At 66.8% G+C, this 15,036-nt stretch carries 11 protein-coding genes; 6 read left to right on the top strand and 5 right to left on the bottom strand.

Annotated elements, in window-relative coordinates; translation table 11 throughout:
- Positions 1–72 precede the first annotated feature (72 nt).
- From AB6730_RS10690 to AB6730_RS10665, 6 genes are all read left to right on the top strand, one after another.
- Positions 73–1,245, top strand: a complete 1,173-nt coding sequence (locus tag AB6730_RS10690) for a Fic family protein (RefSeq protein WP_371023590.1) — start codon at positions 73–75, stop codon at positions 1,243–1,245.
- Positions 1,238–2,263, top strand: coding sequence for a FecCD family ABC transporter permease (locus tag AB6730_RS10685; RefSeq protein WP_371023589.1), 1,026 nt, complete (start codon positions 1,238–1,240; stop codon positions 2,261–2,263). Before AB6730_RS10690 ends, AB6730_RS10685 begins: the two co-directional genes overlap by 8 nt.
- Positions 2,260–3,048: an ABC transporter ATP-binding protein gene (locus AB6730_RS10680; RefSeq protein ID WP_371023588.1), complete on the top strand. Its 789-nt coding sequence runs from the start codon at positions 2,260–2,262 to the stop codon at positions 3,046–3,048. The genes AB6730_RS10685 and AB6730_RS10680 overlap by 4 nt, the downstream gene beginning before the upstream one ends.
- Positions 3,045–3,917: a cobalamin-binding protein gene (locus AB6730_RS10675; protein ID WP_371023587.1), complete on the top strand. Its 873-nt coding sequence runs from the start codon at positions 3,045–3,047 to the stop codon at positions 3,915–3,917. The genes AB6730_RS10680 and AB6730_RS10675 overlap by 4 nt, the downstream gene beginning before the upstream one ends.
- A gap of 88 nt (positions 3,918–4,005) precedes the next feature.
- Complete coding sequence (locus AB6730_RS10670; RefSeq protein WP_371023586.1) at positions 4,006–5,748, top strand: response regulator; 1,743 nt, start codon at positions 4,006–4,008, stop codon at positions 5,746–5,748.
- A 128-nt stretch (positions 5,749–5,876) separates the two neighbouring features.
- The gene (locus AB6730_RS10665) at positions 5,877–7,490 is read left to right on the top strand and encodes an ABC-F family ATP-binding cassette domain-containing protein (protein WP_371023697.1); all 1,614 of its coding nucleotides are present in this window, start codon (positions 5,877–5,879) and stop codon (positions 7,488–7,490) included.
- On the opposite strand, the gene AB6730_RS10660 is transcribed toward AB6730_RS10665, so the two are convergent.
- The 5 genes from AB6730_RS10660 to AB6730_RS10640 form a co-directional block, all read right to left on the bottom strand.
- Positions 7,438–9,567: a prolyl oligopeptidase family serine peptidase gene (locus tag AB6730_RS10660; protein WP_371023585.1), complete on the bottom strand. Its 2,130-nt coding sequence runs from the start codon at positions 9,565–9,567 to the stop codon at positions 7,438–7,440. The two genes, AB6730_RS10665 and AB6730_RS10660, sit on opposite strands and share 53 nt — an antisense overlap.
- Positions 9,568–9,583: 16 nt before the next feature.
- Positions 9,584–11,428 (bottom strand): hypothetical protein, encoded by a 1,845-nt coding sequence (locus AB6730_RS10655; protein WP_371023584.1) that lies wholly within the window; start codon positions 11,426–11,428, stop codon positions 9,584–9,586.
- 24 nt (positions 11,429–11,452) lie between these two features.
- Positions 11,453–12,373, bottom strand: coding sequence for an ABC transporter ATP-binding protein (locus AB6730_RS10650; RefSeq protein ID WP_371023583.1), 921 nt, complete (start codon positions 12,371–12,373; stop codon positions 11,453–11,455).
- 20 nt (positions 12,374–12,393) lie between these two features.
- Positions 12,394–12,801 carry a GntR family transcriptional regulator gene (locus AB6730_RS10645; RefSeq protein WP_371023582.1) on the bottom strand — a complete coding sequence of 136 codons (408 nt, stop codon included), beginning with the start codon at positions 12,799–12,801 and terminating at the stop codon, positions 12,394–12,396.
- A 221-nt stretch (positions 12,802–13,022) separates the two neighbouring features.
- Positions 13,023–14,951 (bottom strand): LTA synthase family protein, encoded by a 1,929-nt coding sequence (locus AB6730_RS10640; protein ID WP_371023581.1) that lies wholly within the window; start codon positions 14,949–14,951, stop codon positions 13,023–13,025.
- Positions 14,952–15,036: the final 85 nt, after the last annotated feature.

The raw sequence follows: 15,036 nt of genomic DNA, 5'->3' as shown, positions 1-15,036 counted from the left end.
GAGCCCAATAGAGGGTATATTCGGCTCACGAAATGAGCCGAATGGCTCGCCTCATCGGCTCACGACGGCGGCATGAACGACCTCACCTGGATCTGGCAGCACTCCGAGTGGCCGGCGTTCCGCTGGCGTGACGAGGCCATCGCGCCACTCCTGCGCGCCTGCCAACTTGCCCAGGGCCGGCTGATGGGCGCCGCCGGCGCCGTGGATGCCGACCTGGGAGCCCGAAGCGAACTCGATGCCTTGCTGCAGAACGTCGTGGCCTCATCGGCCATCGAGGGAGAGGTTCTCGATGCCGGGTCGGTCCGTTCGTCGCTGGCGCGCCGCCTCGGCCTGGAGGACGAGGCCCCCAGCCGGCGGAGTGCGCGCAGCGAGGGCCTGGCCGAACTCATGCTGGACGCCACGAGGAACTACCGCGCGCGCCTCGATCTCCCTCGCCTGCTGCACTGGCACACCCTGCTCTTTCCCGCGGATGGAAACGTCCCGCCCCTGCGCACTCGCATCGGAGCGTTGCGTGGCGACGAACCGATGCAGGTGGTTTCCGGCGGCCGGACGGACAAACCTCGTATCCATTTCCAGGCGCCGCCCAGGCGCGGACTCGAAAATCAGGTCGATGCCTTCCTCGACTGGTTTTCCGCCAGTCGCGGGAACCCCGCGCTCGATCCCTTGCTCCGGGCCGGCATCACCCACTTCTGGTTCGTGACGCTGCACCCCTTCGACGACGGCAACGGCCGAATGACCCGCGCGCTCACGGACCTCGCGCTTGCCCAGGCGGAGCACCAGGCCATCCGCTTCTACGCGATGGCCACCAGCATCCTCGACGATCGCGTGGGCTACTACGACGTGCTGGAAGCAAGCCAGCGCGCTGGCCTGGACATCACGCCCTGGCTCGAATGGTTCCTGCGGACGTTGCTGCGAAGCCTCGAACAGGCGCTGGCGCACATCGGCCGCGTGATGGGCAAGACCCGCTTCTGGCGGGAACACCGTACACACGAGCTTTCGGCGGAACAGGTGAAGGTGCTCAATCGCCTGCTCGATGGAGGGGACCGTGGATTCCCGCAAGGCATCAGCGCGTCGCAATACCAGGCCGTCGCCAAAGTCTCCAAGGCCACCGCGACGCGTCACCTGGGCGACCTGCTCGACAAGGGAATGATCGTGCGCCTGCCCGGCGGAGGCCGCAGCACGCGTTACCGCATCGCATGGCCCGGCCCGGGCGTAGCGGATACGGAGGAGCGGCCCGATGCGTGAGTCCACGGCGCCCCGCACGACCACCTTCTTCTCCGCCCTCCGGCTCTGGTTGGCGCTGCTCGCCTGCGGGCTGGCCGTGTTGCTGGGTTCGGTGCTCATCGGCGGCGGCGATTCCACCATCGCCGCGTCATGGCAGGCGCTGGTGTCACCCGCGGAGACGCCGATGAACGCCATCGTCTGGGAGCTACGCATTCCGCGCGCGGTGGCCGCCTATGGCGTAGGTGGGTTGTTGGCCATCTCGGGTTGCCTGATGCAGATCCTCGTGCGCAATCCCCTGGCCGACCCCTATACGCTCGGTCTTTCCGGTGGCGCCGCCGTGGGGGCGCTCGGCGCCATGCTGGCCGGAGCCGGTGCGTTGGCGACCGCCCTGGGTGCGGCCTCGGGAGCCCTTCTCGCGTGCATCGCCGTATTCGTGCTCGCCCATCGCGACCTGCTTGCCCGTGCGCGTGCCGCGCAGCGCGAAGATTCCACCGACCTCATCCTGATCGGTGTGATGCTGGCCTCGGGCCTGGGCGCGATCGTCAGCATGATGCTGGTGCTCGCGCCGGACAGGAACCTGCGCGGCATGTTGTTCTGGATGATGGGCGACCTCAGTGGCGTGGCGAACTGGCCGCTGCCGGTCGTGACGCTGCTCGCTTGCGTACTGCTGATCGCGCCCCTGGGGCGACAGCTCAACCTGCTGATGCGTGGCGAGGAATCGGCCAGCGCCCTTGGCGTCCGGCCGAACGCGGTGAAGTCGGCGATCTTCGCCATCGCGTCGCTGGCCACGGCCGTGGCCGTGACCACGGCGGGTACCGTCGGTTTCGTCGGGCTGGTGGTGCCGCATGCGCTGCGCCGGATCGTCGGCAACGACCAGCGTGTACTGCTGCCGGCCTGCGCGATCTGCGGCGGCATCGTCGTCGTCGTGGCCGATACGATCTCGCGCATCGTCGCCGATCCCATCCAGCTTCCCGTCGGCGCGGTGATGGCGATCATTGGCGTGCCCACCTTCATGTTCCTGCTGGTGCGGCGGCGATGAGCATCGAACTGGTCGCCGAATCGCTGGCCGTATCCATGCGTGGACGCTCGCTCGTCGGCAGGCTGGACATGCGTATCGCGCCGGGGCAGGTTTGGTGCGTGCTCGGTCCGAACGGCGCGGGCAAGTCCACCCTGCTGCGCACGCTGGCGGGCCTGCGTGCGCCCGATGGCGGCCGGGTGGTGCTCGGAGGCCGCGATGTCGCCTCGTATCGCCCGATCGAGATCGCACGCCGGCGCGGTTTCCTCCCGCAAACGATCGTGGACGCCTTCAGCCTCACGGTCATGGAAGCCGTGATGTCGGCCCGCCACCCCAGCCTGCCCTTCTGGGCCTGGGGCGACGAGGACACCGGCCACGCGGCGAACGCATTGCGCACCTTCGAACTGGAGGCGCTGGCGGAGCGCGATATCACGACGTTGTCCGGCGGCGAACGCCAGCGGGTGAACATCGCCACGCTGTTCACCCAGGACGTGGACATCATGCTGCTCGATGAACCATTGTCGTCGCTCGACCTGCATCACCAGATGAAGACCTTGCACGAGTTGATGCGCGCCGCCGCCGAGCATGGCAAATCCGTGATCTATACCGTCCACGACATCAACCTCGCCTTCCAGCACGCGACGCATGCCGTCCTGCTCGACGGCAAGGGCGCCGCGTTGGCCGGGCTGAAGGACGACATCGTCACCAGCGAGCATCTCAGCGCCGCTTTTCACCATCCCATTCATGGCGTCACGCTCGGCGACGAGCTTTTCTTCCGCGCCGAACGCCTCAACGGATCGTCACGATGACGCGACTCCTCACTTTCTTCGGTCTGGTCCTCGTCACCGCCACGGCGACGGCATCGGTCACCGTCGTCGACGACGCGGGGCGGAACGTGACCTTGCCCGCTCCCGCCCACCGCATCGTCAGCCTGGCCCCGAACATCACCGATGCCCTGTTCGCCGCCGGCGCGGGGGCTTACGTCGTCGGCACCTCGCGATTCAGCGACTATCCGGCCGAAGCGAAAAACGTTCCGGTGGTCGGCGACGCCACCATGATCGACCTCGAGCGCATCGTCGGCCTGAAACCCGATGTCGTCGTGGTGTGGAAAAGCGGCAATTCGGCGGCGCAGGTCGATAAGCTCACGCGCCTGGGCATACCCGTGTTCTATTCGGAAACGGCAAGGCTCGACCAGGTGGCGTCCACCACGCGCCGCCTGGGCAAACTCGCCGGGACGGAAGAGACCGCCGAGCGCAACGCCGCTGCCTTCGAGGCCGAACTTCGCCGGCTGAAAACCGCCAATGCGGGCAAGAAGCGTCTGAAGGTGTTCTTCCAGATATGGGACCGGCCGTTGATGACCGTCGGCCGCGCACAGATCATCGACGACGCTCTTACCCTCTGTGGTGGCGACAACATCTTCGCCGACCTCGACCAGGCCGCCCCCACGGTCGGTCGCGAAGCGGTACTGGCGCGCAATCCCGACGCCATCCTGAGCGGTGGCGGAGAGGGAGAATCGTTGAACGACTGGAAGGCGTCGGCCTTCCTTTCCGCCGTGAAGCACGACAACGTCTTCGCCATCGATGCGCCGACCCTGGCCCTCCCCTCTCCCTCGATCCTGTCCGGGGTGACCACCCTCTGCCATGGCCTGGACCAGGCTCGTACAAGGGCAGCGCGGTGACCCGGCCCATTCAGCGATCTTGCGGCTGCCGTCACATTCCCCTTCGCTAAACTCCACATCGACACGTCCCCCCACCGGAACGGAGCCGATGACCCTCGTTTCCCCCGCCTCACCCGGCGATCCCGCCGATCTCTCATGGCTCGACCAGGGAGGCGAAGCCGGCGCGCTGATCCGTGCGTTCGACTGGACGCGGACGGGCATTGGCCCGTTGGAGAGCTGGCCGCAAAGCCTGCGTACCGTGACCGGGATACTCCTGCTGTCGCCGGTGCCGATCGTGCTGCTCTGGGGCGAGAAGGGGATCATGATCTACAACGATGCCTACTCGATTTTCGCGGGTAACCGGCATCCGGCGTTGCTCGGCTCGGAGGTGCGCGAAGGCTGGGCGGAAGTGGCCGACTTCAACGACAACGTCATGCGTGTGGGACTGGCTGGCGGCACGCTCGCCTACAGGGACCAGGAACTGACCCTGGTGCGGCACGGCAAGCCCGAGCCGGTCTGGATGAACCTCGATTATTCCCCCGTGCTGGATGAAAGCGGCAAGCCGGCCGGCGTGATCGCCATCGTGTCGGAGACGACCGAGCGCGTGCTGGCCGAGGAACGCCTCCGCCGTTTTCGCGAGGAACTGGAAGCGAAGGTCGCGGAGCGCACGGCCGACCTGGAGCGCAGCCAGGCGGCGCGCGCGAAGGCCGAACAAGCGTTGTCCCAGGTGCAGAAGATGGAAGCGCTGGGCAACCTCACGGGTGGCATCGCACACGACTTCAACAACCTGCTGATGGCCGTGCAGGGCAGCCTCGAACTGCTCCGCGAGCGCATGCCGCAGGAACCCCTGCTGTTACGCCTGCTCGATAACGCCCGGGCCGGCGCCGAACGTGGAAGCACGCTTACCCGGCGCATGCTCGCTTTCGCGCGGCGCCAGGAACTGAAGAAAGAACGCGTCGACCTGCGCACGCTCGTCGATGGCATGAAGGAACTCATGCAGCGCACGCTCGGCGGAACAGTGGCGGTGGAGACGCACTTCGCGCCAAGCCTTCCTGCCGTGGAAGCCGACCCGAACCAGCTCGAATCGGCGTTGCTCAACCTCGCCGTGAACGCACGCGATGCCATGGATGGTGCCGGCACCATCGTGATCGTCACGGATGAGATATGGGTAGGCGTCGGCGAGGGCCCCGTGGCACCGGGTCACTATGTCCGCCTCGCATTGTCCGATGCCGGCTCGGGCATGGACGAAGCGACACTGAAGCGCGCCGTCGAGCCTTTCTTCACCACCAAGGGCGTCGGCAAGGGCACCGGACTCGGCTTATCGATGGTGCACGGCCTCGCCGAGCAACTCGGCGGTGCATTGATCCTGCGGAGCCGCGTCGATGAAGGCACCACGGCCGAGATCTGGCTGCCCGCCGCGGCGCCACTGCCCGACGCGCCGGCGGCGACCCTGCCGTCCGGCCCCTCGACCGGACGCTGCGCTTCGTCACGCACCTTGAAAATCCTGACCGTGGACGACGACGAACTCGTTCGCGCGACCACGGTGGAAATGCTCGAAGACCTGGGTTATGCGGTGGTTCCCGCACGCTCGGGGGCGGAAGCGCTCAGCTTGCTCGAGACCCACTGCGTGGACCTCGTCATCACCGACCACGCGATGCCCCACATGACGGGCATGCAGCTTGCCGTGCGACTGAGGGAGCGCTACCCCACGTTGCCCGTCGTGATGGCCACCGGCTACGCGGATCTGCCGACCGGTCCCCAACTGGACCTTCCTCGACTGGCCAAGCCGTTTTCACAGGCGTCGTTGGCGGAGGCCGTCTCACGCGTCGTCATTCCTGCAGCCGGGACGTAACCGCGGTAAGATTCCGTCCCACCCCTTCAGCCAGGTATCGCCCCCATGCGCCAGTAATGCCATTACCCCTCGGGGGTGAGCTTCGATCTTCCCCACAGTGGGAAGCGGATGGCATGAAGAGACAGCGCATGACGACGACCTACCTGACGCTCGACGGCGTCACCTGTGTCCTTCCCGACGGAAGGACGCTTTTTTCCGATCTTCACGAATCGTTCGACGGCCGCCACACGGGCCTCGTCGGCGGCAACGGCGTGGGCAAGAGCGTACTTGCGCGCATCCTCGCGGGGCGGCAGGAGCCGACGCGCGGAAGCTGCATGCGTACCGCGTCCGTCCATTACCTGGCGCAACGCGTCGCCGACGATGCGGGTGAATCGGTCGCCTCGCTTGCCGGTGTCGGCGACACGATCGCCGCGCTGGAGAGGATCGAGGCCGGAAGCACCGACCAGCGCGACTTCGATACAGCGGGCGATCGTTGGACCGTGCGCGAACAGCTTCGTGACGCACTCGATGCGGAAGGCCTCGCCCACGTGGACGCGCGCGGCCCGACCCATGCGCTGAGCGGCGGCGAGGCCATGCGCGTGGCCCTGCTCGGCGCACGCCTGCGCGACGCGGATTACCTGATCCTGGACGAGCCGAGCAACCATCTCGACAAGGAAGGCCGCACGGCGTTGATGCGGTGGTTGCGAGAATGGAAGGGTGGCCTCCTCGTCATCAGCCACGACCGGCAACTGCTCGGCCAGATGGAACGCATCGTCGAGCTGTCGTCCCAGGGCTTGCGTAGCTATGGAGGCGACTACGCGTTTTACGAACAGATACGTCGCGAGGAAAGGCACGCTGCCGAACGCGTACTCGATGCGCGAAAGGCGGAACGCAAGCGTGGCGAGCAGGCGCTGCGCGAGCAGCAGGAAAGGCAGGCACAGCGACAGGCCCGCGGACAACGCGACGCCAGCCGGGCCAACCAGGCGCCCATCTTGCTCGGTGGACAGAAGAGCCGGAGTGAAGGCTCGGCCGGAAAGTTGAAGCGACAACGGGAAACCACGCGCGACATGCTTTCCCAAAAGGTCGCCGAAGCGGCGCGGCACGTGGAAAGCGAGGTATCGCTCGCCGTGCTTGCCCCGAGCGCGACACACGTGGCACGCCGCAGGGTGGCCCTGCTGGAGCGCGTGGAGCTACCTTTCGTGCGTGGCGCCGCGGGCATCGTCGATCTCGTCCTCATGGGCGGGCAACGCGTCGGTGTCGTGGGTTCCAACGGCAGCGGCAAGTCCACCTTGCTGCGGGTGCTCGCCGGGCGAATCGCGCCACGGGGCGGGCATGTCGACGTTCCCGTGCCCGTGGCCTGGCTGGACCAGCGGCTTTCGACGCTGGCGCCGTGCCGTTCCGTGATCGACCACATGCGGGAAGCGAATCCCGCGGCGGCCGAGGATGCGCTACGCCTGCGGCTCGCCCTGCTAGGACTCGATGCGGACAAGGTAACTGTGCCTGCCGCCCAACTGAGCGGCGGAGAGCGCCTCAAGGCCGCCCTCGCGATGGCCCTCGTCGCCGATCCGCCACCGCGACTGCTGCTTCTCGACGAACCCGGCAACCACCTCGACCTTGCCTCGCTAGAGGCACTGGAGACGATGCTCCAGCAGTACGAAGGCGCGCTCGTGGTGGTGTCGCACGATGACGTTTTCCTCGATCGCCTTCGTCTTACCGACCGTCTTTCGCCGACGCCGGCGGGGTGGCGGATGACGCCGTGGTGATGCCCTGTGCAACGGAAGCCACCGGGCTACCGGTCACGCGCAGGTTGTTCACCAGGTACTCCCGCAGGACGGGATCGGGAGGTGTTTCCGCGGCCCCGCCGAACGGTCCACGCAGCGCCTCGGCCATGAGGTACATGCCCGCTTCGCGAGCGACGGCGCGTTCGTTCCGGTGTCCCGCCACCGGGTCCACCAGTAGCGTCACGTCCTTGCCGAGCAAGGTCAGTCTCGCCACGTAGCCGAGCACGCCGCGCAGGGCCACGCGCTGGTCGTCGCCACCGGCGAGTATCGTCAGTGGACGGGCCATGCGTGCCGCGTTCGCGAGAGGCGATTGCGCATGCAGGCTGCCCATGCGCCCGCGATCGCCGAGGTCGAGCGCGACCAGCGACATCCATCGTTCGAACGGAAGGACGGCCGAAAGTACCTGCGCTTCGCGTGTGCGCGTTATCCAGGTGAGGTCCCAGGCAAAATCCGCCGGCGGCACAAAGGCCACGCCGACACGGAACAGTTCGGGCTGCCAGGTCAGCCCGAGCAGGGTCGAGTAACCACCGAAGGACGCACCGACGATGCCGACGCGCCCCCGGTCGCCGACGCCCGCGGCGAGCACGGCCTGCGTGCCCTCCACGATGTCCCGCTGGACGCGGCCGTTGCCGAAGTCGCCTTTCGCCGCGAGCATGTAATCGCGCCCGAAGCCCGTGGACCCCCGGAAGTTAGGCTCGAACACCGCGTAGCCCCGGTTCACCAGGAACTGCGCGTAGCCCGTGCCGAATTCCTCCGGGGCGACCTGGCCCCACGGTCCGCCGTGGATCATGGCGACGAGCGGCACCCGCGCCGGATCGAGCCCTGGAGGCACGCGAACGAACCCATGCAGTCGCATGCCATCGGAGGCGGTCCATGAGAACGGCAGTTGCCGTGCCATGGCGGACTCCGGCAGCCATGGCGTCGTGCTTTCGTCGCGCGCCCGTCGCGGCGGATCGCCGAGGATGTCACCGACCTCTCCGTTCGCGGGATCGTAGAGGTGATAACGGGCGCCATGCAGCGCACCTCCGCGTTCCACCACCAGCCAACGCGATCGCCCCGGCTGAAGCGTCAGGGCGCGGCTTGCATAGCGCCTTTCAATGGCATCGACGTGCGCTTGCGCTGCGCGGTCGAGGCCCTTGTTGACGACGATGGTTCCACGGAACACCGCGAGTACCGGCATTCCCGAGGACGGATCGGCCACGAAATCGTCGAGATCCGCTTCGCCAAGTGGATCGACGAGCATGTCGTCGATCGTCCCATCGTGTTCCAGCCGCTGCAGCCGGCGAAGACTGCCTCCCATGTCGCCGGCGAACCACGCCCTTCCTTCGTCGTCCACGCGTGGCCACAGGCCGCAGCGATGCATGCCTTCGCAATGCAATACGTCATGCCGGGTGCCCTCCGCATCGATCCGCCAGGTCACCAGCCTGTCGCCGTGCATCGCCTGGAGGAAGGCGAGTCGCCCGCCCCCGTCGAGTGCATAGCCGGTGATGCGATCCGGCGTCTCCTCCAGCACGTCGCGACGGCCGTCGACATCGAAACGCACGAGCCGCCATGACCTCGTCGAACCCGTCGCCTCCAGCGAACGTTCGCGCACGATCGCCGCGGCGGCCTTCGCCGGATCGGCATCCATGAAAGCACGCTCCTCCGCGCCACCGAGGTTGGCCAGCAAGCGCGAACCGCCTTGGCCAGCCGCGGCGACGGCGAACAGGCGGCGAGCGGAAACGACCAGCAACCAGCGGCCGTCGCGCGTCCACGCAAGGCCGGTCGCGTCGGTGGACGCGAGTACCTGCTTTTCGGCCCCATCGGCGGTCGTCGCCAGCCAGAGGCCCCGCTTGTCGTCCACGCCGCGGATGAAGGCGAGCCGCTTGCCATCCGGCGACAAGGTCACGTCGGTAATGGCCGGACGGACGAGAAACGCGTCGCGTTCGAAACGAACCGCCCGCGGTCTCTCCCGTTCGGTGCGTAACGCCTGGCGGAACGTCTCGTCGGCCGCGAAGGACGGCGTGGCGAGGACGAGCGCGCCGAGCGCCCCGAGCCATACCCGGAACGTAGTCATCATCTTCTCCTTGCGGGCGTCAGGCAGCCGGAATGGCGCGGACCGTCTCGTCCACGACGTCCTCGCGACGCGGAACGATGAGCAAGAGGCTGACCAACGCGGGGATTCCCACGAACCCGCATGCCAGCGTCCAGGCGGCTCGCGCTGGAAGCGAGGATTCGCGATGCCAGGCGAACCAGCCACCGAGGCACAACGAGAGCAAGGCCAGCGCGACGGCGAGCGCGCTCACGGAAGCGGGGATGGGTGGCACGGCGGTTTCAGCCAGCGGGTCGTGGGCCGCGAACAGTCCGGTGGCCATCGCACGCGCCGTATACATGACGGGCGATGCCCACCACGACTTGTAGCGATAGAAGGTGGGAAAATCCTCGCGAAGCATGCGGGTGGCGACCGGCGTGACTCGTCCCGCATCGTCCACCCAGAGGACGGTTTGATAAGGAAGCGCGCCGAGCATCGTATGCGCACGCTGGGTGAAATTGAACGAGACGAGGTAGCCATCGACCAGCTCGACCATCTCCGCCGTGTACAGGTCACCCGGCGCCCCGGGTATGGGCACGCGATAGCGGGGGAGCGGCGGCGTGTCACTGTCGAGCAGATGCCGGCCGTCGAAGAGATAGACGGCGCGGTCGGTCAGCGCCGCGAGGCTGCCGCCGATGGGCGTGGTCCCCAGCAACCATTCATCGGCGGGTACGCTCGCCCGCGGAACGATGCGGCGGGCGGCCGAAAGGTAGTGGTAGAGCGTATGTCCCGCGATGATCGTCGCATCGCCCTTGGCCATACCGGGAAGCGCGCCCGCCGGCGCCGCGATCGTATCGAAAGCCGTGTTGCCGTCCCCCATGCCCAGTTCGCCCACGCGTTGCCCGTCCGCGATGCCCGTGCCTTCAAAACGCATGTGCCGGTGACTGAACGTCCAGCGCGAACGCGTTTCCGGATCGTCGAATTCGATCGGCGTCGTGTTATTGAGCTCGCCACGCGTGGCGATACCGCGGACCTGCCGCTCCAGCTCGTGCACATCGGACAGCACCACCTGTTCGCGCCACAGCGCCGTATCGACCGATGTCGCGCCGGCGAGTCCGGCGATCATGCGGTCGCGCCCCGACATGCGTTCGGATTCGACATGGCCACCTCGTGGTGGCGTGCTCATGTTGTTCGGATGCGTGCCCTGCATGATCCACAACAGTTCAACGACGAAACCCACGAGCAATAGCAGCATGTAGACGGCTGTCTGCACCGGGATGGCGGTGACCATCGTGGCGATGGCGGAACGTGGCGCCTCGCCGAGATTCGGCCGGAACGCGATCAACACCATGGCGAGAAGCCAACCGCACGCGAGTGCCTGCACCGCCAGCGCCGCCGGACCCGTCGCATCCGACATGGCGATCCAGACGAGCGGCACCAGCCCCGCGAACGAATACCGGCGGCTTGCCAGCACGCCATACGCACCCGCGAAGTAGCCACAGAGGGCGATAAGCAACGCCGCCGCCGGCAAGATCGCCTGGCGTAGTTCGACGATGCGCGCCGTGCCCCACGCCTGCCATGCCACGGCCGCGGCAATCGGCAAAGCCACCGCCACCAGCATCGCCAGTGCGCCGGCGCTCAGCACACCGAAGGCGATGCGCCGCGGCGCCACGGGCCGGTGCAGGAGATTGATCCACTGGTTCGGCCGACGCCAGGTACCCATCTGGTGTAGCCCCAGGAGGATGCCTGTCAGTGCGTACACCACGCCGAACACGCGCCGGACATTGATCGGCTGCTGGCCCAGGTCGACCAGCCGGTTGAAGAACACCAGCACCAACAGGTGACCGACTGCGTAGACCAGCACCCAGAGTTGGTAACGCAGCCATTCGGCCTTGAAGATGTCGCGCATGAGGAATCCCCTGGCGGTGGTGGCTCAAGCGGCCACGGGCGCCGCGTGCTGTTTGGACAGGAAACTGTTGACGGCGCGGTCGAGGCTCACCGGCAGGCGGTGCACGTCACGGGCGCCGCAGGCATGGAGGAACTCCGCGAACTCTTCACCCTGGTCGAGCACCAGGTAGTGATGGATGCCGTCGATGCGCTGCGCGTCGAGCAGGCCGGGAATGGTTCGCGGATCGGGCCCACGAAACGGAATGTCGGCGACCCAATGCGATACCCGCGAGCGGAAGTCGTCCGGCGGCGAGATGTTTCGCAATGCGCCACGCTCCATGATGATGAGGTTGTCGGCGACACGCTCCACCTCCTCCATCTGGTGGGAACAATAGATGACCGTACAGCCCGCCATGGCGTGGGAATGGAGCAGGGTCTCCAGGAAGGCGCGTTTGGCGACGACGTCCAGGCCGAGCGTCGGCTCGTCGAGCACGAGCAGTTCGGGGCGCTGCGCCAGGCTGAGCGCCAGGTTGAAACCCGCGCGCTCACCGCGCGACAGCTGGCTCACCTTCTGGCTCGCCTGCACGTTGTAATGGCCGATCACCTCGTCGAAGGCGGCCTGGTTCCAGCGCGGATACTGGCGTCGCTGCATCGCCGTGACGGCGGCGACGGTCATCCAGCCTTGCAGGGTGTGTTCCTCGTTGACGAAGCCGATCCGTTCGCGATCCGAGGGTGTCAGCCGCCGGCTGTCGCGCCCGAGGATGCGTGCTTCGCCCGAGGTCGCGGGAAGGAAGCCCAGCAGGATGCGGAACAATGTCGACTTGCCCGCGCCGTTCGCGCCAACGATGGCGTGGATGTTGCCGCTCTCGATCGCCAGGTCCAAGTGATCTATGGCGACCTTTTGCCCGTAGCGCTTGGTCAGGCCACGAGTCTCGATCACATACCCCGCGTGCGGTGTCTCGTTCATGGGCGTTCCTCGGGCGGGTATCAGGCGGACTTCTTCGCCAGTACGCCCAACGCCTTGTCCAGGCGGGCGATGGCGCGGTCCGGCGGGTAATCCAGGGCGACCACTTCGTGGACGAAGGCCTGTATCGCCTCATCCATGCGCCGGTCGCGCTCGGCCGTACTGAGCCGCTGGCGCGGTGGCGCGACGTACAGGCCCAGGCCCTGGCGGGATTCGAGCCAGCCTTCCGCGGTCAACTCGGCATAGGCCTTCGCGACCGTGTTCGGGTTGATCGTCAGCTGTTGCGCGAGGCCACGCACGCTGGGAAGTTGTGCCCCCGGTTCGAGTTCGCCGGTGGCGATGCGCATGCGCACGGCGTCGACGATCTGCTTGCCGATGGGACGGGGATCGCCGGTGGCGATCTGGATAGGCAGTGCTCGGGTACGGGCCATCGTGGTGAACCATCTGTACTAGTGCAACTAGTACAGCAAGAACACGCGACCCCCGTCAATAGGCCGGTGGTCGTGCTTCCCACCCGCGAGTGCGGGTTCACACGTAGTCACTGCCCCCGGTCGCGGGTGTTGCCCTTGCCACACGCGCCCTCTGTGCCCGGAAGAGCCGTGCTTCCCTGAACTTCCGTGAAAAACCAATTCTTCCCTCGGGGCAGACCGGTCTACGGTTTCGTCGCGCCAGCCTTCTCAGGCAAACGGTAGCGTTGCTTGCCGTAGGCCCAGCTTGGCCAGAGGGCATGCGCCAGCGCGGTCTTCTCGAGTTGCGGATCGACCGGCTGCGGCTCGAGCTTCTCGCCGTTGGGACTGTATTCGCCATGCAAGGTGTAGCGGTACTGCGTCGGCGGCTGGTTGGGGCGAAGCACGATCAGGCGATCATCCTTGAGGTAACCATAGTTGTCGCCGTACTGCATGATGGCGCGGTCCGGATAACGTTGGGTGAGGTCGGCGCCGAGCATCGGGTGTTCGCTGCTGATGCCGATGAGCGAAAGCAGGGTGGGCGCCAGATCGACCTGGCTGACGATGTGATCGTCCTTCTTCACCGGCACACCTGCGCCGAGGATCAACGCGGGAATGTGGAAGTGGCGCACGGGCACGAGGCTCGCGCCGAACACGCGCGCGTCGTGGTCGGCTACGATCAGGAACACCGTGTGGTTCCAGTACGGCGACTGCTTCGCCCGCTCGAAGAAGCGGCCGATGGACCAGTCGGCGTAGCGCACCGCGTTGGCATTGCTCGCCGGATCGCCTTCGGGCTGGAAACGGCCGGCGGGGTATTCCCATGGCGTGTGGTTGGACACCGAGAAGGCCACCGTGAGGGTGGGCTTGTCGCCATCGTCGAGCAGCCGGTGGTGCAATTCGTTGAACATGTCCTCGTCGGACGCGCCCCACGAACCGACGAAACCCGGTTTGGTCTCGAAGGTGGCGCGGTCCACGACTTCGTTGAAGCCGTTGCCGAAGAAGAACGAGCGCATGTTGTCGAAATGCGCCTCACCGCCGTACAGAAAGCGCGTGTGGTAACCGAAGGTATCCAGCAGTGCGCCGAGGGTGAAGAAATCGCGCTGGCTGCGCGGCAGTTTCAACACGGCTTCGGCGGGGGTGGGCAGGAAGCCGGTGGTCACCGCTTCGAGGCCGCGGGCGCTGCGCGTGCCGGTGGCATAGGTGCGGGTGAGCCACCAACCGTCGTTCGCCAGCTTGTCGAGTTCCGGGGTGTAGCCCGCGCCGCCGAGGCTGCCGACGAACTGCGCGCCGAGGCTTTCCTCGAGGATGATGACGAGGTTGAGCGGTTTCTCCCCCTGCCGTGTCGCTTGCTGACGATGCAGGCTCGGGTACTGCGGGTCGAGCGGTGCACCTTCCAGGCCGGCGTCGCGGCGCACGATGGCCTGCATCTCGTCCTCGGGCATCTTGCCGTACACCGCCGACGCGGAGCGCTCATTACCCAGTGCGATGGCCGCGTTCAGCACGTTGTAGAGCGAGTTCAACGGCAAGGTGTTGACCATCGCGTCGTTGGTGAAGGCGACTTGCGAGGCGTTCAGCGGACGATGCTGCAACGTGCCGCGTCCGGCGAGGAAGAGCGCCACGAAGGCGAGTACCGTCGCCACGGGACGCAACCAGCCGCGCATCGGCACGCGATCCGGCCGGCGCGTGGGCAGCAGGCGGAAGCCCAGCCAGCCGATCAGCGCGAAGGCCACGAGGCCCGCGGCCACCGAGAGCTTGTACCCATGCCAGAGCATGGCCGCCACTTCGTTGGGGCTGGTCAGGTATTCGAAATAAAGACGGTTCGGGCGCGTGTCGTACTCGACGATGAACTGCGGCGTGGATACTTCCAGCAACACGAAGGCCAGCCACCAGAAGCGCAACCACCATGCGGCGATGCGCGTGGGCCATGCGCGGTGACCGAGCCAGGGCGAGAGCAGCGCCGGCCACGCCACGATCATGGCGACCAGCGAGAGGTCGATGCGCCAGCCGCCGAACAGCACCGGCCAGAGGCCGCCGGCATCGTGGACGCGGGTCCACTGCCACAACGATAGCCCCACGCGCGAGAGCGTCAGGAAGACGAGGGCGGCAACGATGAAACGCCAGGTGAGCTTGCGCACGTTGGAGATCCGGGTGGGGCGCGGCGGATGGCCACGCGTGGAAGACGCATGTTACAGCGCCAAGACTTTACACTGTGCGTCCCAT

The organism is Luteibacter sp. RCC_6_2 (genome assembly GCF_041360655.1).
In the GTDB taxonomy this organism is placed as follows: Bacteria; Pseudomonadota; Gammaproteobacteria; order Xanthomonadales; family Rhodanobacteraceae; genus Luteibacter.
This window is presented reverse-complemented; position numbering and strand designations above follow the sequence as displayed.

Coding starts and splice junctions, on each gene's coding strand:
- AB6730_RS10690 (WP_371023590.1), top strand. CDS start 73: ATGAACGACCTCACCTGGATCTGGCAGCACTCCGAGTGGCCGGCGTTC.
- AB6730_RS10685 (WP_371023589.1), top strand. CDS start 1,238: ATGCGTGAGTCCACGGCGCCCCGCACGACCACCTTCTTCTCCGCCCTC.
- AB6730_RS10680 (WP_371023588.1), top strand. CDS start 2,260: ATGAGCATCGAACTGGTCGCCGAATCGCTGGCCGTATCCATGCGTGGA.
- AB6730_RS10675 (WP_371023587.1), top strand. CDS start 3,045: ATGACGCGACTCCTCACTTTCTTCGGTCTGGTCCTCGTCACCGCCACG.
- AB6730_RS10670 (WP_371023586.1), top strand. CDS start 4,006: ATGACCCTCGTTTCCCCCGCCTCACCCGGCGATCCCGCCGATCTCTCA.
- AB6730_RS10665 (WP_371023697.1), top strand. CDS start 5,877: ATGACGACGACCTACCTGACGCTCGACGGCGTCACCTGTGTCCTTCCC.
- AB6730_RS10660 (WP_371023585.1), bottom strand. CDS start 9,567: ATGATGACTACGTTCCGGGTATGGCTCGGGGCGCTCGGCGCGCTCGTC.
- AB6730_RS10655 (WP_371023584.1), bottom strand. CDS start 11,428: ATGCGCGACATCTTCAAGGCCGAATGGCTGCGTTACCAACTCTGGGTG.
- AB6730_RS10650 (WP_371023583.1), bottom strand. CDS start 12,373: ATGAACGAGACACCGCACGCGGGGTATGTGATCGAGACTCGTGGCCTG.
- AB6730_RS10645 (WP_371023582.1), bottom strand. CDS start 12,801: ATGGCCCGTACCCGAGCACTGCCTATCCAGATCGCCACCGGCGATCCC.